This is a genomic window from Mycobacterium sp. (assembly GCF_019247615.1).
Lineage (GTDB): Bacteria > Actinomycetota > Actinomycetes > Mycobacteriales > Mycobacteriaceae > Mycobacterium.
Window position 1 is genome coordinate 1 of the sequence record NZ_JAFBAT010000110.1, and the last position, 25,469, is coordinate 25,469.

A 25,469-nucleotide genomic window follows, 5' to 3' on the forward strand; every position below is an offset into this window, starting at 1 on the left:
TGATGAACCCCTCGAGTGCGCGAGCATTCCCGCGTGCGGCTGCCAAGGCTAATGCGGTGACGGCCTCGTCGTCGGGTGACGCGGTCATGACCAACCACCTTAGTTGCGCCGGTCCGGTTAATCTACGACGGGTCGTCGTAGACGAAGTCATTCCGCTGATGGGCCGCAGATGGCGGTGTCGCCGACCGCGGGCTGCATGTGTTGGCGAGGCGGGGAAGTCGACGTCGCTGTCGGAGCCGCGCGAGCTGCGCGACCCCAATCTTTCCCGCGTGACCAGCAACGCGAACGCAAAGCCCAACAGCAGAGGTACGTGACTGGCGATGCGCGCCGCGGTCTCCTCGCCTTCGACGACGTCAACCACCTCGTACCCCACGAGTGCCACGGAATATACGCCGACAATCGCCGCGACACCGATCGCCGCGAGGGGCCAGATCCCGGCGGCGATCATCGCCAGCCCCAACGCCAACAACCACGCGGTGGACTCGTGCATCAGGTGCTCGCCGGACATCGCCCCGTGCGTGTGGGACACCATGCCGAAATCGATTCCGCTGATCTGGGCGGCCGCAATACCCACCTGGAACAGACCAACGGCGATGACGCCCCATCGGCGGTAGTGCGACCGGACCAGGCGCATCCAGCGGTGATGACGCGACTGCTCGCCGACGCTGGACATGATCCTGTCGACAAGGTCTGGTCCCTGACCGGCCTCAATCGAAGCCAGCCGGCGAGTCTGCGCGGCAGCGCCGATCAGCCAGGCGCGGCAACCGCGGCACGATCCGAGATGGGCGTCGACGCGCTGGGCAGCCACCTCGGGACGCTCGCCGTCCAGTCGCGCAGAAAGCGCCTCACGCGCAACGTCGCATCGCATCCCTGCATCGTTGCGCATGGCGGGTCCGCGCGCAAAGGCTTGCCACGACTGCGGAGGTGGCCGCGGACGCGCGTCAGCCCGGATATCGCCGGGGAGTAAACACCCGGTCGCCAAAATCGTCTGAGTACCACTGGGTTTGCGACGAACCGACTATCAGCAGGCACCGCATGTCGACCTGGGCGGGATCCAGATCGGCCAGCCGTACCACGCGGACGTCTTCGTCGGGCCCGGAGACCGGCCCGGAAACACTGCGGCCGATGACCACCGGTGTGCCCGGTTCGCGATGGCCCAGCAGCAGATCGCGCATCGCGCCGACCTGCCAAGTGCGCGCCTTCGACGCGGGGTTGTAGATCGCCAGCACCAGGTCGGCGGCGGCCGCGGCGGCCAGTCGCGCGGAGATCACGTCCCACGGTTTGAGCCGGTCCGACAGCGAAATCACCGCGTAGTCATGGCCCAGCGGGGCGCCGACCCTACTGGCGACGGCCTGTGCTGCGGTCATGGCCGGAACCACACGGATGCGCACTCCCGGCCATTGTTTCGCCTCCTCCAGGACGGCGGTGGCCATCGCGAACACGCCCGGATCCCCCGACGACACCACCGCGACGGCGTGCCCCTCCTCGGCCAGCGCGCACGCCAGCCGGGCCCGGGCGGGTTCGTCGCTGTTGTCGCTGGAGTGGCGGCGCTGGCCGTCGCGGACCGGGACGCGATCAAGGTAGCCGGCGTAGCCGATCAGATCGGTCGCGGCGGCCAGCTCGCGCCGGGTCTGCGGGGTCATCCAGTCGGCGTCGCCGGGTCCCAAGCCGACCACCGCGACGGTCCCAGCCCGCTGGAATTTCGGTCGCCGGCAGCCGGGCAGCATGGCCAGGGAAAAGTACGGCACGCTGGCCTCATCGACTTCCGCTGCGGGCAGGATGCGCTGACCGGAGGTGCTGGCACGCTCGACGTAGTAGGCGTCGTCAAGTTGTCCTGATGCCGAAAGCGCTTCGCGCACAGCGTGATAGGAGCGGCCCAGTTTGAGGACCACCGCGGCGTCGGCGTCTGCGAGGCGCCGCGTCAGCTCGGCGACCGGCAACGTGCCAGGCAGCACCGAGAGCACTTCCTCGCCGGCCACGAGCGGCGTCGCGATGGCCGCCGAGGCGGCGCTCACCGAGGTGACACCGGGCACGATGACGGCGTTGAACCGCTCCGTCAGGCGGGTGTGCAAGTGCATGTACGAGCTGTAAAACAGCGGGTCGCCCTCGGCGAGCAGCGCCACGTCGCGGCCCGCATCGAGGTGCGCCGCGATGCGCCGGGTGGCGTCGGCGTAGAAGTCGTCGAGCGCACCGGAGTACCCGCCGGGATGGTCGGTCGCCTCGGTCGTCACCGGGTAGATCAGGTGCTCCTCGAGCTGACCGGGCCGCAGATACGGTTCGGCGATTCCGCGGGCGATGCTGCGTCCGTGCCGCGCGCTGTGATAGGCAACCACGTCGGCTTCACCGATCACGCGGGCGGCCTTGACGGTCACCAATTCCGGATCGCCGGGCCCTAATCCGACTCCGAAGAGGTTGCCGCGCTTGGTCATTCGGTGGCGCTCGCGATCGCATTGACGGCCGCCGCGGCCATGGCGCTGCCGCCGCGCCGGCCGCGTACCACCAGGTAGGCCATTCCCCGAGGGCGCTCGATGAGCTCCTGCTTGGACTGCGCCGACCCCACGAATCCGACCGGCCCACCGACTACCGCGGCCGGCGGTGCAACCCCTTCGTCGATCAATTCCAGCAGCCGGAACAGCGCGGTGGGCGCGTTGCCGATCGCCACGACCGCGCCGGGAAGCCGGTCGGACCACAGCTCCACGGCGGCCGCCGAACGGGTGGTGCGGCGGCGTGCCGCCCGTTCGGTCGCGCGCGGATCGGCCACCAGCGACACGATCTCGTTGCGGGCGGGCAACCGAGCGGTGGTGATCCCGGCGGCCACCATCGACGAATCGCACAACACCGGGGCGCCACTGTCCAAAGCAGCTCCGGCCCGCGCGACGACGTCGTCGGTGTAGGCGACGTGCTGGGCCACGTCGACCTGCCCGCAGGTGTGGATCAACCGGACGACGACGCGTGCGATGTCGTCCGGGAATCGCGCCAGGTCGGCTTCGGCCCGGATGACCGCGAACGACTGGCGGTAAATCTCGGCCGCGTCGCGGATGTAGTCGAGCACTCGCTCACCTTAAGGGCTGGTCACGCAGCAGCCGATATCCCTGCCCGCTCGCGACCAGGACCTGACCGATCGGCGGACTGCCGCACCCGCGCTCGCAGCCGACGAAATGACGATGCACCCGAAGGTCGGGGTCCAGCGCCAGCGCGGCATCGGCCCGAACGTCGGCAGCCGAGTGTGCGCACCCCGGGCTGCCGGTGCACGCGCTGACGTCCAGCCAGGGGGAGTTCTCGTCGAAAACCAAACCCAACGGCGCCAGCACGCGCAGCGCGACGTCCGCCACCTCTTCGCTGAGATCGCACAGCAGGATGGACCGCCACGGCGTGATGACCAGCGGGGCCTCGGTTGCGGCAAGATACTCCGCGACCCGTGCGGGCAGCACGCCGAGCGGCACCGCGGCGCCCAGAGCCACGCGACCGTCGTCCTGGACGATCCAGCCCACTGGTGGCTTGCTGATCGCCGGAAAGGCCGGACCGGGCGCTGCCCCGGGACACAACGTCGCAATGTCGGCCAATTCTGTGACACGCCAAGCTGTTTCGCGTATTTCGAGGAACCGCAACGCGAGGGCCACGAGCGAACGGGCCACCTCGCCCGCCGTCAACCGAATGCCGGTTTCCCGGCCCGCCAACACCAGCGCGACACCGTCGTCGCGCACATGCACGCCGACATCGGCACCCAGCCCCGACACGTCGGCCCGACCGTCGTCGATGCTGAACCAGAATCGGCCTCCCAACTCTGCCAGACCCGGCTCGGCGCAGATCGCCGCGTCCAGTTCGCGCACCCACTCGCGAACGTCGGCGTGTCCGCTCACTCGGCCGGACAGCGGTGAGGCCACGATGTTGCGGACCCGCTCGTGCGTCGGCGACGGCAACAGCCCGGCCCGCGCGACGGCGTCGGCGGCCGCGGTCACATTCGTCAGCCCGCGCAACTGCACGTTGCCGCGCGACGTCAGCTCAAGGATCCCCGAGCCGAACTCGCTCGAGACGCCGGACAGTGCCGACAACTGTGCGGCGGTGATCATGCCGCCCGGCAGCCGCACCCGCGCGAGCGGACCGTCCGCGGCCGGGTGCAGCTGCAGGGCCCCTGGACAGGCGTCCTTGTCGCGGGCTCGGGGCATGGTTCACCGTATGTCGGTCAGCGTTATTGAACGCTATCCCACTGCTGGTCGGCCACATCGGCGATGCAGTGGTAGGCGATCACCGGAATTCCGGGGTTTGCCACGCCGCCGTTGACATCGAGGCATGGCCCGAGGCCGCTGTTCACCTGCCCATTGGGCTGGGTGCTCCAGCGCGCGTTGTTGGGATTGATATGGCAGGGCGTGAGGATCACCGGGGTGGTATCTGCTGGGCTACCGATGCTCGCGCACTGCCTGGGAAAGGAAAAATTCTCGAGCTGACCTGCATCATTGAAGATCCACAGTTGGGATTTCGACCCATTGCAAGGGTTGATCATCACCGGAGTTTCCTTCCCATTCGGGCCGTCGAGACACCAATTGCCCAATCGACTCCTCAACTGGGCCGGGTAGGCGGCACTCGCCACACCGGAGGTCAGCAGCGCGACACCGACTCCCGCACCGGCTACGGCAACGGCACGTCGCATGCCGCCCTTCAACCGCGATCCGTCCATTTCTGCTCCATCCTGTCGTGGTCAATTATTTACCGCAGCGCTGCGGAAATCGTGCCCGTCCACGCCATTGGCTCACATGACGCTACGCGGAATCAACCGGCGTAGCGGCAGCCCAGCGAGTCAGCGCCGAACGTGCATTCAGGGCGAGATTCGGCGCCGATTTTCGCGCTGAGTACACGATCGGCACCGACCCGGGGTTGGATTCGCGTCGGCCGGGGCACACTCGTCCCCGTGAGGACGGTGGAGTACGCGCCGGGGCGCATGGCCGATATCTTCGGCGATCCAACGCAACCCATGGTCTTGCTGTGGCACGGCATGCAGACCGACGCGCGTGCCGCGGTTGGCCCTCTCGCCGCCATGCTCGCCGAGCGTGGTGCGGCGGTGGTGGCGCCGGATTGGAATTCCCATTCCGACGACGGCGGGCGAGCCGACCTGCTGCGATCGCTCGACTTCGCCCGCGACCTCGCCGGCGGCGCCGACGACATGGTGCTCGTCGGTTGGTCGCTGGGTGGCTGCGCGGCGGCCGGCCTGACGCTTGATGCCGCGCACTTCGACCTGTCGCTCGCGCACACGGTGTGCCTGGCCGGCGCCTTTATGGTCCCGGACCCGATCTCCGGTCGACCGCCCACCGAGATGCTTTCCGCCGACCGCGTCGGTGCGCCGTTCACGCTGCTGCACGGCGTGGCCGACGATGCGGTGCCTTTGGAGGCCAGCAAGGCGTTCGCCGCGGACCTCCAACAGGTGGGTTGGCCCGTCGAACTGGTGGAACTCGAGGCCGATCACGGGTCGATCGCCGGCGCCGACTACGACACCATCGCCGATCGGTACGAGCCCGCGCAGGGCGGTCGGGCGCTCGAGGTGGCCAGTGAGGTCGCCGCCCGCATCGCGGCGACGCTGCGGTACGAATAACGGGTGTCTGAGCCGACCATCCTGCTGCTGTCGACGTCCGACACGGACCTGATCAGTGCCCGTGCCAGCGGGAAGAACTATCGGTACGCCAACCCGTCGCGCTTGTCCGACCCCCAAACTGATTCAGAGCTGACGGACCTGCTGGCCTTGCTGCCGGACAGTGCGTCCATCGTGGTCGTCCGGATCCTGGGCGGGTATCGGGCCTGGCAGGGCGGCATCGACGCGGTGATCGCCAGCGGCGTCCCGACGGTGTTGGTCAGCGGCGAACAGGCCGCCGACGCCGAGTTGACGGGCCTGTCCACCCTTGCGGCCGGCATCGCTGTGCAGGCCCATGTCTACCTGGCCCATGGCGGCGTGGAGAACCTGCGCCAGTTGCATGCGTTCCTGTCGGACACGGTGCTGATGACCGGATTCGGCTTCGCACCGCCGGTCGTGACACCGACCTGGGGCGAGCTGGACCGACCGCAGGCCAAGGTCAGCGGCGGCCCGACGATCGCGGTGCTGTACTACCGCGCCCAGCAGCTCGCCGGCAATACCGCCTACATCGAGTCGCTGTGCCGGGCCATCGAAGACGCCGGCGGCCGGCCGCTGCCCGTCTATTGCGCGTCGCTGCGCGCCGCCGAACCCGAACTGCTGCAACGGCTCGGCGACGCCGACGCCATGGTGGTAACGGTGCTGGCCGCCGGGGGACTGAGGGCGGCGGAGGCGGCGGCCGGTGGTGCCGACGACAGCTGGAATGTCGAACACCTTGCGGCCCTGGACATCCCGATCCTGCAGGGTCTGTGCCTGACCACATCCCGGAACCAATGGCGCGACAACGACGACGGCCTCAGCCCCCTCGATGTGGCCAGCCAGGTCGCCGTTCCCGAGTTCGACGGCCGCATCATCACGGTTCCGTTCTCGTTCAAAGAGATTGACGACGACGGGCTGATCTCCTACGTCGCCGACCCGGAGCGCTGCGCGCGCGTGGCCGGACTGGCGATCCGCCACGCCCGGCTGCGGCATGTGGCCCCGGCCGACAAGCGGGTGGCCCTGGTGTTTTCGGCCTATCCCACCAAACACGCGCGCATCGGCAACGCGGTCGGCCTGGACACCCCGGCCAGCGCAGTGGCGCTATTGCGGGCGATGCGCCGACGCGGCTATCAGTTGGGCGATCTGCCCGGGGTCGAGTCCAACGACGGAGACGCCTTGATCCACGCGCTGATCGAGCGCGGCGGCCAAGACCCCGACTGGCTCACCGACGGCCAACTGGCCGGCAACCCGATCCGGGTCTCCGCCAAGGACTACCGCGACTGGTTCGCAACGCTGCCCGTCGAGCTCACGCAGTCCGTCGAGGCGCACTGGGGTCCGCCACCCGGCGAGCTGTTCGTCGACCGCACCGCCGACCCCGACGGCGAGATCGTGATCGCCGCAATGCAAGCCGCCAACCTGGTGCTGATGGTGCAGCCGCCCCGCGGCTTCGGCGAAAACCCGGTCGCCATCTACCACGACCCCGACCTGCCGCCCAGCCATCACTACCTGGCCGCCTATCGCTGGCTGGAATCCGGGTTCGGGGCTCACGCGATCGTGCACCTGGGCAAGCACGGCAACCTGGAGTGGCTGCCGGGCAAGACGTTGGGCATGTCGGCGGCCTGCGGTTCCGACGCCGCGCTGGGCAACCTGCCGATGATCTACCCGTTCCTGGTCAACGACCCCGGCGAGGGCACTCAGGCCAAACGGCGCGCGCATGCGGTGCTCGTCGACCATCTCATCCCACCGATGGCCCGCGCCGAAACCTACGGCGACATAGCGCGTTTGGAGCAGCTGCTCGACGAGCACGCCACCGTCGCCGCGCTGGACCCAGGCAAGCTGCCCGCCATCCGCCAGCAGATCTGGACGCTGATCCGGGCCGCGAAGATGGACCACGACCTGGGCCTGGCCGAACGACCCGCGGAGGACGCGTTCGATGACATGATCCTGCACGTCGACGGGTGGCTTTGCGAGATCAAGGACGTCCAGATCCGCGACGGGCTGCACATCCTCGGTCAACGGCCCACGGGCGAAGCCGAACTCGACCTCGTGCTGGCCATTCTGCGCGCCCGTCAACTGTTCGGCGGCGAGCACGTGCTTCCGGGCTTGCGGCAGGCATTGGGTCTGGCCGAGGACGGGACCGACGACCGGGGCTCGGTCGATCGGGCAGAGATCGCGGCGCGAGAGCTCCTCACGGCACTGCAGGCCGCCGGCTGGGACCCCGACGCAGTCCGGCGTCTCACCGACAGCCCAGACGTTGCGGACGTGCTGCGGTTCGCGGCCACCGAAGTGGTGCCGCGGCTTGCGGGCACCGCGTCCGAGATCGACCAGATATTGAAGGCGCTGGACGGCCGGTTCATTGCCGCCGGGCCGTCGGGATCGCCGCTGCGCGGCCTGGTCAACGTGCTGCCGACCGGGCGCAACTTCTACTCCGTCGACCCCAAAGCCGTGCCGTCCCGGCTCGCGTGGGAAGCCGGTGTCGCACTGGCGGACTCGCTACTGACCCGGTACCGCACCGACAACGGACGGTGGCCGCAGTCGGTTGGGCTCTCGGTGTGGGGCACTTCCGCCATGCGCACAGCCGGCGATGACATCGCGGAAGTCCTTGCCCTGCTGGGAGTTCGGCCCGTATGGGACGACGCGTCGCGGCGAGTCGTCGGGTTGACGCCCATTCCGCTTTCGGAGTTGGGGCGCCCGCGTATCGATGTCACCGTGCGGATCTCCGGATTCTTCCGCGACGCCTTCCCCCATGTCGTGACCATGCTCGACGACGCGGTGCGGTTGGTCGCCGAACTCGAGGAGTCCGACGACGACAACTACGTGCGGGCGCACGTTGGGGCGGACCTGAGGCAGCACGGCGATCAACGACGCGCCACCACCAGGATTTTCGGGTCCAAACCGGGAACCTACGGCGCCGGGCTGCTGCAGCTGATCGACAGCCGCAACTGGCGCGATGACGCCGACCTTGCCCAGGTGTACACCGCCTGGGGCGGATTCGCCTACGGCCGCGACCTCGACGGTCGGGAAGCGATCGACGACATGAACCGGCAATATCGACGCATCGCCGTGGCCGCCAAGAACACCGACACCCGCGAACACGACATCGCCGACTCCGACGACTACTTTCAGTACCACGGCGGCATGGTCGCCACGGTGCGGGCCCTGACCGGGCAAGCGCCGGCCGCCTATATCGGCGACAACACCAGGCCGGACGCCATCCGCACCCGCAGCTTGTCCGAGGAGACCACGCGCGTGTTCCGCGCGCGCGTGGTCAACCCGCGCTGGATGGCGGCCATGCGCCGGCACGGCTACAAGGGCGCATTCGAGATGGCGGCCACCGTCGACTACCTATTCGGCTACGACGCCACCGCCGGAGTGATGGCCGACTGGATGTATGAGCAACTGACAGAGCGCTATGTCCTGGATCCGGAGAACCGCAAGTTCATGGCCGAATCGAATCCTTGGGCGTTGCACGGCATAGCCGAACGACTGCTGGAGGCGGCCCATCGGGGCATGTGGCTGGACCCGCGCGCCGACACGCTCGGCGAGCTGCGCCAGGCCTTGCTGGAAACCGAGGGCGACCTGGAGGGATAGTGGGGCCGCCGCGAGCGCGGCCGGGCGCTCACTTGGCGCCGAACGTGCGGCCTGCCAGACACTGGACACGCGCCGACAGGGGCGTCGGTGCCAAACCGTTTCAATCCGTGAAGTCAATCCGGACGCTGATCGGATCGGACTGCAGCGCGCGGAATGTCGCCACGACGAGCGGGGTCAGCAACCGCGATGTCGCGAATGTGCGGGCCCGCTTCGCGGGGTCGTCATCGGGTTCGAACCGGGCGACGCCGGCGCGCCACCTGTTCCCTTGCCGGATGCGCACTTTGGGGTCGGCCGTGATGTTGACGGCCCATCCCGAGCGGCGCCCATGCTGGGAAATCACCCACGCGCCCGCCTCGTCGAAGTTGGCGGAAACCGGGACACGTCGGCTCACCCCGGATTTTCGTCCGGTCGTTTCGAGCTCCGTGGCGAACGTCGTCCGGATCCCGAGCCGACCGAGCAAGGCCACCAGGGGATTAGCGAGATGGCGACCGATGAAGCGCTCCCGCCGGAATTTCCGCACGGCAGCATCCCGGTCGCTGGTGGGCGCACCCGTATGGCTTGCCATGGTCATGCCTCCGCGGGAGTAGATCGATCGGTCTACGGTCGAAATCCAACATAGTAGAATGATCGGTATACCGCAAGCGCGGAGGAAGGCAGGACATCGATGGCGGCACGGGAGCGCTTGATTACCAGCGCGATTGCGCTCATTCGTCGCGTCGGGGTCACGGGCGCGAGCGTGTCGGCATTGCTCGAGCAGGCGGGCCTGGCGCGGCGAACGCTCTATGTGAACTTTCCCGGCGGCAAGCCCGAACTCGTTGAGGCGGCGGTCGACGCGGCGAGCGCGGAGCTCACCGCCGCGATCCAGAGCTGCGTGGAAGCCGCCGACCCAGCGCAAACGCTGGCGGCGTTCACCCGGATGTGGGAAGCGATGCTGGCCGAGAGTGATTACACAGCGGGCTGCCCGATCGTTGCCGCGACGTTGGGCCGCTCCGAGGTGCCCGCGGCCGCGGACGCCGCCGCAGCGGCTTTCAGCACTTGGGAGGAGATGTTGAGCCGACTCCTCCGCGACGCCGGTCTCGCGCGATCGGCGGCGGTCGATCTGGCCACCACCGCGGTCGCGGCCGTCGAGGGCGCGGTCATCATGTCCGTGGCGCAACGGTCCCCGGATCCGCTGCGGCGGACGAACCGCGTGCTCTCCAGACTGATTCGAAGTCAAACGAAGTCCGATCCGCCGTCCACGTTGACTGTGGCACCGGTGACGTAACCGTTACGCCGCGACGCGAGATAGGCCGTGATGGAAGCGACCTCTTCCGGAAACCCCGCGCGGCCGAGGTCGCAGGGCTGGTGAAAGTTGTTGTCGATCCAGGTCATCACATCGACCGGATCGGTGGCGTCCAGGCCATCGGTGGCGAGGACGTCTTTGAGTGCTTCGGTGAAGCTGGCGGTCACGATTGTTCCGGGGCACCCGATGGTGTGGATCAGGCAGTTGAGCCGCCCCCAGCGCTCGGCCACCGCGGCGAAGCCGGCCGCGATGGACCCGGCATCAGCCATATCCACGCTGATTCCCACGGCATCTGGAGCGCCCATCGCGCGCAGGGATTCCACGGTGGCATCGAGCGGGCCACGGTTTCGGGCCATCACCGCCACGCTGGCTCCTTCGGCCGCAAGGGTTTCGGCGATGGCCCGCCCCATGCCCTTGCTGCCGCCCGTGACGACGGCCGTTGCTCCGGCGAAACCCAAGTCCATCGACGTCTCCCTCCGGTCGTTGCCGCAGAGGTGTCAAGCGAACACCGCCTCGTCGTCCAACGCCTGATGACAGTCGCAATTGACTGACGCGAATGTCAACGCCGAATCCGGGCGGCGGTAGGTTTGACAGCGTGACGCCGACCTTTGCCGAACTCGCCAAAGCGCAATACATTTTACTGACCACCTTCACCAGGGACGGCCGGCCCAAGCCGGTGCCGGTCTGGGCCGCCGCGGACGGCGACCGGCTGTTGGTGATCACCGAGGGAAACTCGTGGAAGGTCAAGCGGATCCGCCATACCGCGCGGGTGACGCTGGCCACTTGCACCATGCGCGGTCGCGCGACCAGTGAAGCAGTCGAGGGTACCGCGGCGATCCTGGACAAGTCACAGACCGGCGCCGTTTACGATGCCATCGGCAGGCGGTACGGCATCGTGGGCAAGGTCTTCAACGTGTTCAGCAAGCTGCGCGGCGGCATGGAAAACAACGTCGGTCTCGAGCTCAGGCTGGCTACAACCTAGCCGCCCGCCGGCGACTTGGGCAATCAAGGGGCAATCAAGGGCAACAAAGGGGCAAGTGATGGGGACCGTGCTCATCCCGATCCCGGACCATGACTTCGACCCGACCGAGGTCGCGGTGAGCTGGCGCGTCTTGACCCAACACGGCCACCGGGTCGTATTCGCCACCGAAAGCGGCACGCCGGGGGTCGCCGACGACATCATGGTGACCGGTCGCGGATTGGACATCTGGTCGGCACTTCCGGTGCTTCGAGCCATCCCGCTGCTGGGCCTGACGCTGCGGGCCAATCGGGATGGCCGCAGTGCGTATCGGAACATGTTGCGGTCGGAGGAATTCCGGCATCCGACCACCTGGGCACAGGCCAGCCTCGATGACATCGACGCGTTACTGTTGGCCGGCGGGCACCGTGCCCGCGGCATGCGTAACTACCTCGACAGCGAGGTTTTGCAGCGGCTCGTCGTGGACGCCTTTGCGCGTGACGCCATCGTCGCCGCGATCTGTCATGGCGTGTTGCTGGCCGCTCGCAGTGTTGATCCCGCCACGGGTCGATCGGTGCTTTACGGGCGCAAGACCACGGCGTTGACGTGGGCGATGGAACGCCTGGCCTGGCGGCTGACGCGGATCACCCGCTTCTGGGATCCCGATTACTACCGCACGTATACCGAGGAGCCGGGCCAGGTCGTCGGTTATATGTCCGTGCAGGCGGAAGTCACTCGCGCCCTTGAAGATCCGGCGGATTTCCGCGACGTCGCACGCGGTGCACCGCATTGGTGGCGCAAATCCTCGGGAATGGTGCGCGACACGGAGAGCGACTCGCGGCCGGCGTTCGTCGTCGATGACGGCAGCTACGTGTCGGCACGCTGGCCGGGCGATACGCACACCTTCGCTCGCGTGTTGTCCCAGAAGATGAAGTGAGTCGCCATCCGGCCGAAAACTACGTCGCTGCTGCGGCTCCCAGATGTTCACCGAAGAACGCGAAGACGCGGCTCCAAGCGTCCTCGGTCGCGGCCCGGTCGTATCCGAAACCTGTGATGCGCAGAAGCGGTTGCGCCGGCAGGGTGTTCGCGAAGCTATGCCCGACGCCGGGGTACACCTTGATGTCGGTCGTCAGTTGCTTGGCCGCCGCCACTTCCCGAAATTTCTCCGGCGCCCCCCTGCCCAGCGGGTCGCTGCCGCCGAAACTGGCAACGATCGGGCATGCCCCCTCTAGCGTTTCGCTGAGGTTGCGGGGCAGGGGAGTGCCGTAGAAGGGCGCGGAGGCGCCAAAACCCTTGGGCGACATCACCAGAGCGAATTGGCCGCCCATGCAGAAACCTGCGACGCCGATCCGGCCCGAGCACTCCGGCCGCGCCTGGAGGTGATCGCGGGCGGCCAGAATGTCGTCGAGGGCGCGGCCCCGCTGCGTGAGCAGCTCACGCATGACGCGTGTGATGCAGCGAGCCCGGCCGCCCCGCGCATACAGGTTGGGGGTCAGCGCCACATATCCCGCGTGGGCGATGCGCTCGTTGGTCGCCTGCTTGTCGCGGCTGTAGCCGAAAGCGTCATGAATCACCACCACGCCCGGCCACGGGCCTTCGCCCTGTGGAAGGTCAAGCAGCGCATCGATCGGTCCATTGGGGGTGTCGATCTCGATCGTCGTCATATCGTCATCTAACTGCAGCCATGACACGGAACTCGAGGGCGGGCGGAGACGTTGGCCTGTCATGGTGCGACGGCTGTTTCTCGTCTACGCCCTCGTCGAACTGGCGGCCATCTTCACGCTGGCGCTGACGATCGGGTGGGGCTGGACCCTGCTGGTCTTGGCGGGCAGCTTCCTGCTCGGGTGGGGCCTGTTGGCTCCGATGGCGGGTGGACACCTCATTCGACAAATTGGGATTCGACAAGCCGGCCGGCTGCGGTCACGCCTGACCGACGCCCGCGGCGCAGTCAACGACGGCGCGGTGGTCACGCTGGCTTTGGTTCTGGTTCTGATTCCCGGGCCGGTCACCACGGCATTGGGATTGTTGCTGCTGGTTCCGCCGATACGGTCCATCGCCGGGCCCGGGGTGGCCGCGATGGGAGCCCGCCGTTTGCGGCGCGTCCCGGTGGTGACCTATTCATCAGCCCTTAGGGACTTCCGCCGGCGATATCCGGACGACGAGGGCCGCGGCTACATCGACGGCGAGGTCATCGACGTCAAGGACTTCGAGACGCCGGCCTATCCGACCCAGAGGCGTGGTGGCTTCCCGGGTGATCCGGCCTGGGACTGACCGCCGCTCGGCGCCGCACGTAGTTTGAGCTCGTGACCGTTCCCACCAGGCTGCTGGTCAACGCGCGAGTACACAGTCCCAGTCATCCCGATGCCACCGCCATAGCGATCCGCGGTGACGTCGTGGCGTGGTTAGGCAGCGACGACGTCGGACGTGGCCAGTTCCCCGACGCCGACGTCGAAGATTTGGACGGCGGCTTCGTGGCGCCCGGATTCGTGGACAGCCACATCCACCTGACCGCGACCGGCCTGACGCTCACCGGGCTGGACTTGCGTCCGGCCACCTCGCTGGCCCACTGCATGCAGTTGGTCGCCGACTATGCGGCCGCCCACCCCGGGCTGGCGGTGTGGGGGCATGGCTGGGACGAATCATTCTGGCCGGAAAACAGCCCGCCTAGCACCGGCGAGCTGGACGCAGTACTCGGCGACCGGCCCGCCTACCTTGCCCGCGTCGACGTCCACTCCGGTCTGGCATCCACCGGGCTGCGACGCCTGGTAGCGGACTTACCGGCCGCGGGCGGGTACAGCCCCGACCGGCCCCTGGTGGGTGAGGCTCACCACGCGGTCCGCGCCGTCGCTCGCGACCTGCTGACCGACGAACAACTGGCCGAAGCCCGGACGGCGGCACTGCGTGCCGCCGCCGCGGCCGGGATTGTCGCGGTGCACGAATGCGCCGGCCCCGAGATCGGCGGCCTCGACGACTGGCATCGCCTGCGCGCCCTCGGTGAGCGTGGGGAGGGCGTTCACGGCGTCGAGGTGATCGGCTACTGGGGGGAGGCGGTGACCACGCCCGCCCAGGCGCGCGCGTTGCTGGTGGAAACCGGCGCCCGCGGGCTGGCCGGCGATCTGTTCGTCGATGGAGCACTCGGATCGCGCACGGCGTGGCTGCACGCGCCGTACGCCGACGCCCCCGACTGCCTGGGCACCTGCTACCTGGATGCCGAGGTCGTCGAAACGCACGTGCGGGCCTGCTCCGCCGCGGCGGTGCCCGCGGGATTCCACGTCATCGGCGAAGCCGCGGTCTCGGCGGTGGTCGCCGCATTCGAACGAGTCGTCGCCGACCTCGGGGTGGCCGCCGTCGCCCGCTGCGGTCACCGCCTCGAGCATCTGGAGATGATCACCGCCGCGCAGGCCGCCAAGCTGGGCTCGTGGGGCGTCATCGCCAGCGTGCAGCCCAACTTCGATGCGCTGTGGGGCGGCCCTGACGGCATGTACGCGCTGCGACTTGGTCGCGAAAGGGCCGGTCAACTCAACCCGCTTTCGCTGTTAGCATCCCAAGGCGTGCCTCTCGCGCTGGGTTCCGACGCCCCGGTAACGAGCCTCGACCCGTGGCGGAGCGTGCGGGCCGCGGTCAATCACCGGACCTCGGGCAGCGCCCTCTCGCCGCGGGCGGCGTTCGCTGCAGCGACGCGCGGCGGCTGGCGTGCCGGCGGTGTTCGCGACGGTTTGACGGGCACCCTGGTGCCCGGCGCGCCGGCGTCCTACGCCGTGTGGGACGCCGGGCCACTGGACGTCCGCGCACCTCGCGACGCGGTCCAGCGCTGGTCGACAGATCCGCGTTCCCGCATACCGGCGTTGCCGCGTCTGGGTCCGGCCGACGCGTTGCCGCGTTGCCGGCAAACGGTCCATCGAGGCGCTGTCATCCATGGCTAGTCGTCGACCGTTCGGTGGGCGCGAGCGCTCTGAGGGGGTTCCCGGCGCCGGCGCGGCGGCCGAGGACCTCGCCAGCCGCCGCGACCCGATAAGTGACGAAGACCCAATAAGCGACGAAGCAGACTCCGACCGCGACGAAGACCCGACCGAAGTAGGCGTCGAGCCGCAACGGGTATCCACATCGACCGCCCTTCCGGGGCCCGACGATCTTCGGCCGTCGCCGCTGCGCCGGGCGCTGGCCGGGCTGGGCGCCGCGGGCAGCGCACGCCTCCCGGCGGTCCGGGCTGCGATGGTGCCACGCCTGCCGCGTTTGACACTCGCCGTCGTGGGCGGCCTGCTGATGTTCGCCAGCTTCCCGGACGTGGACTGGTGGTGGGCCGCCGTCGTCGCCGCAGGGCTGCTGGCCTGGGTGCTGACGCACCCCGCGACGACACCGGCCGGCGGTATGGGTTACGGATTTTTGTTCGGGCTGGCGTTCTACCTGCCGCTGTTGCAGCTGATCGGCACGCTCGTCGGTGCGCCGGCCCTGCTGGCACTGGTAACCGCCTGCGCCGCATTTCCGGCCCTTTTCGGGCTGCTGGCCGTGGTGGTGCGCACGCTGCCCGGTTGGCCGCTCTGGTTCGCGGCCCTCTGGGCCGCGCAGGAGTGGTTGAAGTGCACCGTCCCCTTCGGCGGATTCCCGTGGGGAGTGGTGGCCTTCGGGCAGACTGACGGCCCCCTGCTCCCATTGGTCCGGCTCGGCGGCGTTCCGCTGCTGTCGGCGGCCGTCGTGCTGCTCGGGTGTGGCGCAGCCGCCATCGCGCAGCAGATCTGGTTGTGGTGGCACATCTCCGGCCGGCAAGACCGGCGGGGCACCCGCGGGGACGCTCCGCCGGCCGTGGTGCTGCCCGGCATCTTGATCTGCCTGGTGCTGTTCGGCGCGATCGTCATCTGGCCGCAGGTCCGGCACTCGGGAATGGGCGCGGGCAACGAACCGACGGCCACCGTCGCGGCCGTGCAGGGCAACGTGCCGCAACTCGGGTTGAATTTCAATCTCCAACGCCGGGCCCTGCTGGACAACCACATCCGGGAGACGATGCGGCTGGCCGAGGACGTGCGCGCCGGCCGCGCCCAGCAGCCACAGTTCGTCGTGTGGCCGGAGAGCTCGTCGGACGTCGATCCTCTGGTCAACGCCGACGCAGGTCGCGACATCTCGGCGGCCGCGGCGGCGATCGGTGCGCCGATCCTGGTGGGTACGACGCTCGGCGTCCCCGGTCAGCCGCCCGGCGGGGAATACACCAACACGGTTATTGTCTGGAATCCGGGCACCGGCCCGGCCGATCGGCACAACAAGCAGATCATCGTGCCCTTCGGGGAGTACCTGCCCATGCGGTGGTTCTTCCGGGACGTGTCGGAGTACACCAAGTGGGTCGGTCACATGGTCCCCGGTAAGAGCACCGGTGTGGTGCATGCGGCCGGTATTCCGGTCGGGGTGGCCACCTGCTGGGAAGTGCTTTTCGACAGAGCTGCGCGCCAATCGGTCCGCAACGGAGCCCAGGTGCTTGCCGTGCCGACCAACAACTCCGCGGTCGACGCGGTCATGAGCAGCCAGCACCTGGCCTTCGCCAAAGAACGTGCCGTGGAGCACGACCGATACGTCGTGGTCGCCGGAACGGTCGGGATCAGCGCGATGATCGCACCCGACGGCCAAGTGTTGGCCAGCACGGGCTTCTTCGAGCCCGCCTACCTGGACATGCAGGTGCGACTGAAGACGACGCAGACACCGGCAACCCGGTGGGGTCCCATCGTGCAATGGATCCTGGTCGCGACGGCCGGGGCCGCCATTGTGGCCGGGATACGGCAGAATGATTGGTTCGCGCATGGTCGGTCCGCGCGGTGGTTCGCGCATCCGATTCGCCGGCGGTCCACGCCACCAGAGAAATCGGAAGACACCGATACAGCGGCGGATGAACCCGAGGGCCGCCACGCCGCGCCCCCCGACGAGGGCGCCGACCGCGATGCGCCCGAAGAGAGCGGTGATTACACTGCCCTCCACCGAGGCGGACGACCGCCGCGTTATCTCGGGCGACACAGAGGAGCTACATGAGCATCGGCCAACAGGCGCCCCAGGTTCCGGGCACCGGTCCCGGCCAGCGGGTCCTGGTGATCATCCCCACCTTCAACGAGCGGGAGAACCTGCCGGTTATCCACCGGCGACTGAAGGACGCGTGCCCGGAGGCGCATCTGCTCATCGTCGATGACAGCAGCCCCGACGGCACCGGGGAGCTGGCCGACGAGCTGGCGGCCGCCGATCCCGGTCGAACTCACGTGATGCACCGAACCGTGAAGGACGGGCTCGGCGCGGCGTACCTCGCGGGCTTCGCCTGGGGACTGCAGCGGGACTACTCGGTGCTCGTCGAAATGGACGCCGACGGCAGTCACGCACCCGAACAGCTGCACCGCCTGCTCGACGCGGTCGACGCCGGAGCCGATCTGGTCATCGGTTCCCGCTACGTCGACGGGGGCGCGGTCCGAAACTGGCCGCGGCGCCGCTGGGCCCTGTCATGGACGGCCAACACGTATGCGCGGCTGGCGCTTGACATCGACATTCACGACATCACTGCCGGCTACCGCGCCTACCGCCGAGAAGTGCTCGAGGCGATCGGTCTCGACGGGGTGGAATCCAAGGGCTACTGCTTTCAGATCGACTTGACCCGCCGGGCACTGGACCACGGGTTCGTCGTCGCCGAGGTCCCGATCACCTTCACCGAACGTGAGCTCGGCGTTTCCAAAATGAGCGGATCCAACATCCGCGAGGCGCTGGTCAAAGTCGCGCAATGGGGCATCGAGGGGCGTCGAGCCAAGGGCGCGCGTGTTCGCGCCACGCGCGCCGACAACCCCACCTGACTGATCAGCCCCGACGACGCGACCTGATCAACTCGAGGCGCTCCTTCAACAGCTCGTCGAGCTCTTCGACGGTGCGGCGCTCCAGCAGCATGTCCCAGTGCGTGCGCGGCGGTTTGACCTTTTTCGGCTCCGGCAGATCGCCCTCGATCAGGGTGCCTTCCATGCCGTTGCGGCACAGCCAGGTGCCGGGGATGTCGGCGTCATCCGCGAAGGGGACCTCGAACTCCTCACCGTTCTCGGTGCGGTACCGCGCAATTTGCCGGGGGGCCAAGTCATGGTTGCGGTCGGTCTCGTAGCTCACGGCTCCAAGGCGACTGCCTCTCAGGACGCGATCGGCCATGTGCGCTACTCCTTCAGGTGCTGTGGACTGGCTTGACGTGAATTCTGTCCGTTTGGCAAACGTTATGCCGGTCCGCGTAGTTCCCGGGCCGACACGCGGCATGGGCGACGCGACCTGCCGTGATGTTCCATGATACCGAGTTCACCGAAGGCGGCCGACTAAAGTCGGCAGGCGTGACGCGCCGTGCCCACCCTCAGCCCTGCCGGTGGTGTGGTAGAGACGTGACGCACGCCGGGATGGGCCGTCGCCGGCAGTACTGCCGGCGCTCGTGCCGGCAGCGCGCCTACGAACAGCGGGCTTCGTTCAACCGCAGCCCAAGGGGGTCCGCGCCGGGTTTGCCGACGGACGTGGTGGTGCTGTCGGCGGACGACGCGGCCGACCTTTCCGACCGCGTTTACCAGGTGCGATGTGCGGCGGAGGATGTCGCCACTGCGCTCGACGAGGGTGCCGGGGCGGCCGAACTGCGCGAACTGTGCGATGTGCTGATCCGGGCCGCCCGGGCCGCCGACGGCTGGCGCCGAGCCGGCGTGTAACCGGCCCGACTACCGCCGATGTTTACCCGAGTACAGTCGCGCCATGGGCGTGCCACGCGTAGTCGGGTCTGCAAGTCGGTGCGGGTCGTCCTCTGGTTGCAGTGCGCACCGGATGTTTTGAAAATTTGCCGCAGTTGGCCATACTCACGAGCGACATTCTCGGGTCGGACAGCAGCACGGCGGTGGTGGCCGGCGGTCGACGAGGACGCGAGACCGTCGAGGAGACGGCTTCGTGCAGCAACTTCCGTCACTCCGCCTTGGCGCGCTCGATGAGGCCGCATCCGGCGGTCAAGGCGGCCACGTGCCAGGTGAGGATTAGGCGAGGGTAGTGATGGATCAACTCCAGCACGCGACCGAAGCGCTGCGTAAGGCGCTGGTCCAGGTGGAACGCCTGAAGCGCACCAACCGTGCGTTGCTGGAGCGGTCGAGCGAGCCGATCGCCATCGTCGGCATGTCATGCCGTTTCCCGGGCGGGATCGATACCCCCGACGGGCTCTGGCAGATGGTGGCCGACGGCCGGGACGTGATGTCCGAATTTCCGACCGACCGCGGGTGGGACCTGGCCGGCCTGTTCGATCCCGATCCGGACGCGCGCCACAAGACGTACACCCGAACCGGCGGCTTCGTCGACGGCGTCGCGGACTTCGATGCCGCCTTTTTCGGAATAGCGCCCACCGAGGCCCTGGCGATGGATCCGCAGCATCGGATGTTGCTGGAACTGTCGTGGGAGGCGCTGGAGTGGGCCGGTATCGATCCGATCGGTCTGCGCGGCAGCGCCACCGGAGTGTTCGCCGGGCTGATCGTGCAGGGCTACGGCATGCTGGCCGAGGAGATCGAGGGGTATCGGCTGACCGGCATGACGTCCAGCGTCGCCTCGGGGCGGGTGTCCTATGTGCTGGGCCTGGAGGGCCCGGCGGTGTCGGTGGACACCGCGTGCTCATCATCGTTGGTGGCGTTGCACATGGCGGTGCAGTCGCTACGTTCAGGCGAATGCGACCTGGCGCTGGCCGGTGGCGCGACGGTCAACGCCACGCCGACCGTCTTCGTGGAGTTCAGCCGGCACCGCGGCCTGGCGCCGGACGGGCGCTGCAAGGCCTACGCCGGTGCCGCCGATGGGGTCGGCTGGTCCGAGGGCGGGGCCATGCTGGCCGTCGAGCGGTTGTCGGATGCCCGGCGGCTCGGTCATCCGGTGCTGGCGGTGCTGCGCGGTTCGGCGGTCAACCAGGACGGCGCCTCCAACGGTTTGACCGCGCCCAATGGTCCGTCACAGCAGCGGGTGGTGCGCGCCGCCCTGGCCAATGCCGGACTGTCGGCCGCCGACGTGGATGTGGTCGAAGGCCACGGCACTGGGACCACCTTGGGTGATCCGATCGAGGCGCAGGCGTTGCTGGCGACGTACGGCCAAGAGCGCGACCAGCCCCTGTGGCTTGGTTCGGTCAAGTCGAACATGGGGCACACGCAGGCCGCCGCCGGCGTCGCCGGCGTGATCAAGATGGTGCAGGCGATGCGGCACAGGATGTTGCCGGCGACCCTGCACGTCGACCAGCCCAGTCCGCACGTGGACTGGTCGGCCGGCGGGGTGTCCTTGCTGACGGAGGCACGACCCTGGACGGCGGAGCCGGCCGATGGTCACGTGCGCCGGGCGGGGATTTCGTCGTTCGGGATCAGCGGCACCAACGCGCATGTGATCATCGAGGCCGCGCCCGAGCCGCAGCCGCGCGTGGACGGCCCGACGCCAGCGGCGGTGCCGTGGGTGATCTCTGCCAAGTCGGCGCGGGCGCTGGCCGCTCAGGCGGCGCGGCTAGCCGAGCACGTGCGCGCCCATCCCGACCTCGATCCGGCCGATGTCGGCTGGTCGCTGGCGCGCCGGTCGGCATTCGAGCATCGGGCGGTGGTGGTGGGCGGTGACCGGGGTCGTTTGCTGGCCGGCCTCGATGAGCTCGCGGCCGACGCGCCCGTGTCGGTCATCCGAGGCACCGCCGCACCGGCGGGCAAGACGGTCTTCGTGTTTCCCGGGCAAGGCTCCCAGTGGCTCGACATGGGCGTTGAATTGCTTGATGCCGCACCGGTATTCGCGCAGCACATCGAGGCATGCGCGGAAGCCTTCGCCGAATTCGTGGACTGGTCGCTGACCGATGTCCTGCGGGGGGCCCCCGCCGCCCCTGGGCTGGATCGCGTCGATGTGGTGCAGCCGGTGCTGTTCGCGGTGATGGTGTCGCTGGCCGAACTGTGGAAGTCGGTCGGCGTGGATCCTGACGCGGTGATCGGCCACTCGCAGGGAGAAATCGCCGCGGCGTATGTCGCCGGTGCGCTGTCTTTGCGGGACGCCGCCAAGGTGGTCACGCTGCGCAGCAAGTTGCTGAGGTCGCTGGCCGGCCCCGGCGGCATGCTGTCCATCGCGTGCAGCACCGAGCGGGCCCGGGAACTGTTGGCGCCCTATGGCAATCGAGTCAGCATCGCCGCCGTCAACGGCCGGTCCGCCGTTGTGGTGTCGGGTGATGTCGCGGCGCTGCAGGAACTCGTCGGCTTCTGCGCTGACCTGGATCTGCGGACTCGGCGCATCGACGTGGACTATGCCTCGCATTCCGTCGAGGTGGAGGCGATACGGGACGAGCTCGCGACGGCCCTCGGAGTCATCGAGCCCCGCTCATCGCGGACCGCCTTCTTCTCCACGGTGACGGGAAGCCGTTTGGACACAGCCGGTTTGGACGCCGACTATTGGTACCGCAACATCCGGCAGACGGTGCAGTTCGACCAGGCCGTTCGCAGCGCGGGTGAGCACGGTTACCGCACGTTCATCGAATGCAGTCCACATCCCGCATTGATCGCCGGCATCGAAGACACGGCGAACGCGTGCGGTCGCGGCGACGGCCCGATGGCAATCGTGGTGCCCACGCTGGGCCGCGATGACGGCGGGCTCGGCAGGTTCTTGATGTCCGCCGCCACCGCGTTCGTCGCCGGAGTGAGTGTTGATTGGCGCGGTGTGCTGGACGGAGCCGGCTTCGTGGAACTGCCGACCTATGCCTTCGACCGGCGCCGGTTCTGGCTGTCCGGGGAGGGCGTCGCCGCCGACGCCGCCGGCTTGGGTCTGGCAGCGACCGAGCATCCGTTGCTGAGTGCGGTCGTTGAGCTGCCCGCCGCGGGCGGGGTTGTGCTGACCGGGCGGTTAGCGCCCGCTGTGCAGGGTTGGCTGACCGATCATGCCGTGTCCGGTGTGGCGGTATTCCCCGGCTCCGGGTTCGTCGAGTTGGCGATCCGTGCCGGCGACGAGGTCGGCTGCCCGACGCTCGACGAACTGACGCTTCAGGCCCCATTAACGTTGCCGCCCAAGGGTTCTGGATCCGGCTCGGTTGCCGTGCAGGTGGTGGTGGGAGCCGCCGAGGAGGACGGCCGCCGCGGCGTGTCGATCTTCTCGCGCCGCGACGCCGGCTCCGGATGGTTGTGCCACGCCGAGGGCGCGTTGAGCTCGGGATCGATCGAGCCGTGCGCCGACCTGTCGGTCTGGCCACCGGCGGGCGCGGTCGCGGCCGACGCGACCGACTGCTACGAACAGTTGGCGGCCCGTGGATACGGCTACGGCCCGGCGTTTCGGGGACTAATGGCGACCTGGATCCGCGGCGACGAGGTGTTCGCGGAGGTCCGACTTCCGGATGCGGCCGGCGGCGCCGGCGGGTTCGGGGTGCACCCGGCGTTGCTCGATGCCGCGCTGCACGCGCTGGTGACCGGCTCCCAAATTGCCGGCCAGAGCGGCGAAGTGGTGCTGCCCTTCTCCTGGCAGGGTGTCTCGTTGCACGCCGCGGGCGCGTCGGCGGTGCGCGCCCGCATCGCGCCGGCGGCAACGGGGGGAACTCCGTCAGCCTCGAAGGCGGTCTCTGTCGAACTCGCCGACGGGCTGGGTCTGCCCGTGCTGTCGGTGCGTGCGATGGTGGCTCGGCCGGTCAGCGAGCGGCAGCTAAGCGCGGCGATGTCGGGCGCGGGCCCGGACCGGCTGTTCGAGGTGAACTGGTCGCCGGTGACCGTGGCTGCCGGTGATGAGCCCGCTCCGCAGTATCGGCTTTTCGAGTCCTCCAAAACCCAGGCAGCTGAGCAGGATCCCGTGACCGCGACCTACCAGGGCACGCACGGGGTCCTTGCTGAGGTGCAAACCTGGGTAACCGAGCACGACTCCGGCGCACTAATCGTGACCACCCAGGGTGCGGTCGGGATGGCCGGAGAGGACGTCACCGATCTGGCCGGGGCGGCCGTGTGGGGTCTGGTGCGTTCGGCGCAGACCGAGCACCCCGGACGGATCGTGCTGGTGGATCACGATGCACCCCTTGACGATGACGTCATAGCCACCGTCCTGCGTACCGGTGAACCCCAACTGTTGTTGCGCGGCGGGACGCCTTACGCGGCGCGGGTGCGTGGCAGTCTTGCCGTCGACGGCATCTTGGTGCCGCCCGCCGAGGGCGCCTGGCGGCTGGGCCTCAGCAGCGCGGGCACCTTCGAGAACCTCCGCCTGGAGCCCGTGCCCAACGCCGACGCGCCGCTGGAACCGGGGCAGGTTCGGGTGGCTTTGCACGCGATCGCCGCCAACTTCCGCGACGTCATGATTACGCTGGGCATGTTCACCCACGAGGCTCTGCTCGGCGGCGAAGGCGCCGGCGTGGTGGTCGAAGTCGGGCCTGGTGTCGCCGAATTCGCGGTCGGTGACTCCGTGTACGGATTCTTCCCCGACGGCAGCGGCACACTGGTCGCCGGCGATGTGCGGCTGCTCCTGCCGAAGCCGGCCGAGTGGTCATATGCGGAAGCCGCCGCCGTCTCGGCGGTTTTCACCACCGCCTACATGGCCTTCATCCACCTGGCCGATGCCAAGCCGGGGCAGCGCGTGCTGGTGCATGCCGCCGCCGGCGGCGTGGGGATGGCGGCCGTGCAGCTGGCCCGGCACTTGGGCCTGGAGGTGTTCGCGACCGCCAGCCGCGGCAAGTGGGACACCTTGCGGGCCATGGGTTTTGACTACGACCACATCGCGGACTCACGCAGCCTGGCATTCGAGGACAAGTTCCGGGCGGTCACCGGCAGGACCGGCACGGCAGGGATGGATATCGTGCTGGACTCGTTGGCCGGCGAGTTCGTCGATGCCTCGCTCCGGTTGGTCGCCCCCGGCGGCGTGTTCTTGGAAATGGGTAAGACGGACATTCGCGATCCCGGTGCGGTCGCCCAGGAATACCCGGGTGTGCGTTATCGCGCGTTCGACCTCTTCGAGCCCGGCCGGCCGCGGATGCACCAGTGGATGCTCGAGCTCGCCGGGTTGTTCGACGCCGGGGTGCTAAAACCGTTGCCGGTGACGACGTTCGACGTGCGGCGCGCGCCCGCCGCGCTGCGGTACCTCAGTCAGGCCCGGCACATCGGAAAGGTGGTCATGACGCTGCCTTCCGCGCCCGGGGCCGGACTGGCCGCGGGCACGGTGCTGATCACCGGAGGGACCGGCATGGCCGGTTCGACACTGGCCCGTCATCTCGTGCTGAACCAGCACGTCCGGGAGTTGGTGCTGCTGAGCCGCCGCGGCCCGGATGCGCCGGGGGCTGCAGAGTTGGTAGCCGAGTTGACGGGGGCGGGGGCCCGGGTGCAGGTGGTCGCGTGCGATGCCGCGGAGCGTGCGGAGCTCGCGCGGGTGATCGCCGCAATCCCGGCGCAGTGGCCGCTCTCGGGCGTCATCCACGCCGCCGGCGTGCTCGACGACGCGATGGTGACGTCGCTGACGCCGGAGCGTGTCGACGCGGTGTTGCGGGCCAAGGTCGACGCGGCGTGGAACCTGCACGAACTGACCCGCGATCTGGATCTGTCGGCGTTCGTGATGTTCTCCTCGATGGCCGGGCTGGCGGGCTCGACGGGGCAGGGCAACTATGCGGCGGCCAACTCGTTCCTGGACGGGTTGGCCGCGCATCGGCGTGCGCACGGGCTGCCGGCGATCTCCCTGGCCTGGGGGCTGTGGGATCAGGCCAGCGCCATGACCGGCGGGCTGGGCGCCGCCGACCTCGCCCGGTTGGGGCGCGGCGGCATCCTGGCGTTGTCGTCGGCCGAGGCGATGGAGCTGTTCGACACGGCGTTGATCGTGGACGAACCGGTTTTGGCGCCCGCGCGCGTCGATCTCGCAGCGTTGCGCGCCCACGCGGTCGCCGTGCCGTCGTTGTTGGCCGATCTGGTCAGCGCGCCTGCCCGACGCCGCGTGGACGACTCGCTGGCGGCGGCGAAATCGAAATCGGCGCTCGCCCACCGCCTGCACGGACTGCCGGAAGCCGAGCAGCACGCCGTGCTGCTGGACCTGGTGTGCTCGCACATCGCGACGGTGCTGGGGAACACCACCGCCGAGGCGATCGA

At 68.8% G+C, this 25,469-nt stretch carries 19 protein-coding genes and 2 pseudogenes; 11 read left to right on the forward strand and 10 right to left on the reverse strand.

Annotated elements, in window-relative coordinates; genetic code table 11:
• The 6 genes and pseudogenes from JO059_RS07330 to JO059_RS07355 all read right to left on the reverse strand — a co-directional run.
• A pseudogene (locus JO059_RS07330) lies at positions 1-151 on the reverse strand (RNA polymerase subunit sigma-70); the annotation flags it as partial.
• An 81-nt stretch (positions 152-232) separates the two neighbouring features.
• Positions 233-886 (reverse strand): annotated as a pseudogene (locus JO059_RS07335) (DUF2275 domain-containing protein); the annotation flags it as partial.
• A 55-nt stretch (positions 887-941) separates the two neighbouring features.
• The gene (locus JO059_RS07340) at positions 942-2,429 is read right to left on the reverse strand and encodes a precorrin-2 C(20)-methyltransferase (RefSeq protein WP_293315429.1); all 1,488 of its coding nucleotides are present in this window, start codon (positions 2,427-2,429) and stop codon (positions 942-944) included.
• Positions 2,426-3,052, reverse strand: coding sequence for a precorrin-8X methylmutase (locus JO059_RS07345; RefSeq protein WP_293315430.1), 627 nt, complete (start codon positions 3,050-3,052; stop codon positions 2,426-2,428). The genes JO059_RS07340 and JO059_RS07345 overlap by 4 nt, the downstream gene beginning before the upstream one ends.
• A 4-nt stretch (positions 3,053-3,056) precedes the next feature.
• Positions 3,057-4,166: a precorrin-3B synthase gene (gene cobG, locus JO059_RS07350; protein ID WP_293315431.1), complete on the reverse strand. Its 1,110-nt coding sequence runs from the start codon at positions 4,164-4,166 to the stop codon at positions 3,057-3,059.
• Positions 4,167-4,189: 23 nt separating this feature from the next.
• Complete coding sequence (locus JO059_RS07355; RefSeq protein ID WP_293315432.1) at positions 4,190-4,675, reverse strand: RICIN domain-containing protein; 486 nt, start codon at positions 4,673-4,675, stop codon at positions 4,190-4,192.
• A 231-nt stretch (positions 4,676-4,906) separates the two neighbouring features.
• On the opposite strand from JO059_RS07355, the gene JO059_RS07360 reads away from it, so the two are divergent.
• A complete protein-coding gene (locus tag JO059_RS07360) occupies positions 4,907-5,584 on the forward strand; it encodes an alpha/beta fold hydrolase (RefSeq protein ID WP_293315433.1) in 678 nt (225 codons plus the stop codon).
• A gap of 3 nt (positions 5,585-5,587) precedes the next feature.
• Complete coding sequence (gene cobN / locus JO059_RS07365; protein ID WP_293315434.1) at positions 5,588-9,187, forward strand: cobaltochelatase subunit CobN; 3,600 nt, start codon at positions 5,588-5,590, stop codon at positions 9,185-9,187.
• Between the two features lie 100 nt (positions 9,188-9,287).
• On the opposite strand, the gene JO059_RS07370 is transcribed toward cobN, so the two are convergent.
• Positions 9,288-9,752 carry a nitroreductase family deazaflavin-dependent oxidoreductase gene (locus JO059_RS07370; protein WP_293315435.1) on the reverse strand — a complete coding sequence of 155 codons (465 nt, stop codon included), beginning with the start codon at positions 9,750-9,752 and terminating at the stop codon, positions 9,288-9,290.
• Between the two features lie 99 nt (positions 9,753-9,851).
• On the opposite strand from JO059_RS07370, the gene JO059_RS07375 reads away from it, so the two are divergent.
• The gene (locus tag JO059_RS07375) at positions 9,852-10,451 is read left to right on the forward strand and encodes a TetR/AcrR family transcriptional regulator (protein ID WP_293315436.1); all 600 of its coding nucleotides are present in this window, start codon (positions 9,852-9,854) and stop codon (positions 10,449-10,451) included.
• On the opposite strand, the gene JO059_RS07380 is transcribed toward JO059_RS07375, so the two are convergent.
• Positions 10,400-10,933, reverse strand: a complete 534-nt coding sequence (locus JO059_RS07380; protein ID WP_293315437.1) for an SDR family oxidoreductase — start codon at positions 10,931-10,933, stop codon at positions 10,400-10,402. The genes JO059_RS07375 and JO059_RS07380 overlap by 52 nt on opposite strands.
• 131 nt (positions 10,934-11,064) lie before the next feature.
• Here JO059_RS07380 and JO059_RS07385 point away from each other — a divergent pair, with 131 nt between their 5' ends.
• Both JO059_RS07385 and JO059_RS07390 read left to right on the forward strand, forming a co-directional pair.
• Entirely contained in the window at positions 11,065-11,451 is a 387-nt protein-coding gene (locus JO059_RS07385) for a PPOX class F420-dependent oxidoreductase (RefSeq protein ID WP_293315438.1), read from the forward strand.
• Between the two features lie 58 nt (positions 11,452-11,509).
• The gene (locus tag JO059_RS07390) at positions 11,510-12,364 is read left to right on the forward strand and encodes a type 1 glutamine amidotransferase domain-containing protein (protein WP_293315439.1); all 855 of its coding nucleotides are present in this window, start codon (positions 11,510-11,512) and stop codon (positions 12,362-12,364) included.
• Between the two features lie 19 nt (positions 12,365-12,383).
• Here JO059_RS07390 and JO059_RS07395 read toward each other — a convergent pair whose 3' ends face one another.
• A complete protein-coding gene (locus JO059_RS07395; RefSeq protein WP_293315440.1) occupies positions 12,384-13,091 on the reverse strand; it encodes a dienelactone hydrolase family protein in 708 nt (235 codons plus the stop codon).
• Between the two features lie 61 nt (positions 13,092-13,152).
• Here JO059_RS07395 and JO059_RS07400 point away from each other — a divergent pair, with 61 nt between their 5' ends.
• The 4 genes from JO059_RS07400 to JO059_RS07415 are packed head-to-tail and all read left to right on the forward strand — an operon-like array spanning position 13,153 to position 18,236.
• Complete coding sequence (locus tag JO059_RS07400; RefSeq protein WP_293315441.1) at positions 13,153-13,698, forward strand: FxsA family protein; 546 nt, start codon at positions 13,153-13,155, stop codon at positions 13,696-13,698.
• 32 nt (positions 13,699-13,730) lie between these two features.
• The gene (locus tag JO059_RS07405) at positions 13,731-15,350 is read left to right on the forward strand and encodes an amidohydrolase (protein WP_293315442.1); all 1,620 of its coding nucleotides are present in this window, start codon (positions 13,731-13,733) and stop codon (positions 15,348-15,350) included.
• The gene (gene lnt, locus JO059_RS07410) at positions 15,343-17,436 is read left to right on the forward strand and encodes an apolipoprotein N-acyltransferase (protein ID WP_293315443.1); all 2,094 of its coding nucleotides are present in this window, start codon (positions 15,343-15,345) and stop codon (positions 17,434-17,436) included. Before JO059_RS07405 ends, lnt begins: the two co-directional genes overlap by 8 nt.
• The gene (locus tag JO059_RS07415) at positions 17,433-18,236 is read left to right on the forward strand and encodes a polyprenol monophosphomannose synthase (RefSeq protein ID WP_293315444.1); all 804 of its coding nucleotides are present in this window, start codon (positions 17,433-17,435) and stop codon (positions 18,234-18,236) included. The genes lnt and JO059_RS07415 overlap by 4 nt, the downstream gene beginning before the upstream one ends.
• A gap of 4 nt (positions 18,237-18,240) precedes the next feature.
• On the opposite strand, the gene rbpA is transcribed toward JO059_RS07415, so the two are convergent.
• Positions 18,241-18,576, reverse strand: a complete 336-nt coding sequence (rbpA, locus tag JO059_RS07420) for an RNA polymerase-binding protein RbpA (RefSeq protein ID WP_293315445.1) — start codon at positions 18,574-18,576, stop codon at positions 18,241-18,243.
• 173 nt (positions 18,577-18,749) lie between these two features.
• Between rbpA and JO059_RS07425 the strand changes: the two genes are divergently transcribed.
• Together JO059_RS07425 and JO059_RS07430 are read left to right on the forward strand one after the other, a co-directional pair.
• Positions 18,750-19,109 (forward strand): hypothetical protein, encoded by a 360-nt coding sequence (locus tag JO059_RS07425; protein WP_293315446.1) that lies wholly within the window; start codon positions 18,750-18,752, stop codon positions 19,107-19,109.
• A gap of 328 nt (positions 19,110-19,437) precedes the next feature.
• Positions 19,438-25,469: type I polyketide synthase (locus JO059_RS07430; protein ID WP_293315447.1), on the forward strand; the 6,032-nt coding region annotated here is incomplete at its 3' end.

Excerpts from the sequence above, each read along its gene's own strand:
- JO059_RS07400 (WP_293315441.1), top strand. The coding sequence starts at position 13,153 with ATGGTGCGACGGCTGTTTCTCGTCTACGCCCTCGTCGAACTGGCGGCC.
- JO059_RS07415 (WP_293315444.1), top strand. The coding sequence starts at position 17,433 with ATGAGCATCGGCCAACAGGCGCCCCAGGTTCCGGGCACCGGTCCCGGC.
- JO059_RS07375 (WP_293315436.1), top strand. The coding sequence starts at position 9,852 with ATGGCGGCACGGGAGCGCTTGATTACCAGCGCGATTGCGCTCATTCGT.
- JO059_RS07395 (WP_293315440.1), bottom strand. The coding sequence starts at position 13,091 with ATGACGACGATCGAGATCGACACCCCCAATGGACCGATCGATGCGCTG.
- JO059_RS07340 (WP_293315429.1), bottom strand. The coding sequence starts at position 2,429 with ATGACCAAGCGCGGCAACCTCTTCGGAGTCGGATTAGGGCCCGGCGAT.
- JO059_RS07380 (WP_293315437.1), bottom strand. The coding sequence starts at position 10,933 with ATGGACTTGGGTTTCGCCGGAGCAACGGCCGTCGTCACGGGCGGCAGC.
- JO059_RS07390 (WP_293315439.1), top strand. The coding sequence starts at position 11,510 with ATGGGGACCGTGCTCATCCCGATCCCGGACCATGACTTCGACCCGACC.
- JO059_RS07355 (WP_293315432.1), bottom strand. The coding sequence starts at position 4,675 with ATGGACGGATCGCGGTTGAAGGGCGGCATGCGACGTGCCGTTGCCGTA.
- rbpA (WP_293315445.1), bottom strand. The coding sequence starts at position 18,576 with ATGGCCGATCGCGTCCTGAGAGGCAGTCGCCTTGGAGCCGTGAGCTAC.
- JO059_RS07370 (WP_293315435.1), bottom strand. The coding sequence starts at position 9,752 with ATGGCAAGCCATACGGGTGCGCCCACCAGCGACCGGGATGCTGCCGTG.
- lnt (WP_293315443.1), top strand. The coding sequence starts at position 15,343 with ATGGCTAGTCGTCGACCGTTCGGTGGGCGCGAGCGCTCTGAGGGGGTT.
- cobG (WP_293315431.1), bottom strand. The coding sequence starts at position 4,166 with ATGCCCCGAGCCCGCGACAAGGACGCCTGTCCAGGGGCCCTGCAGCTG.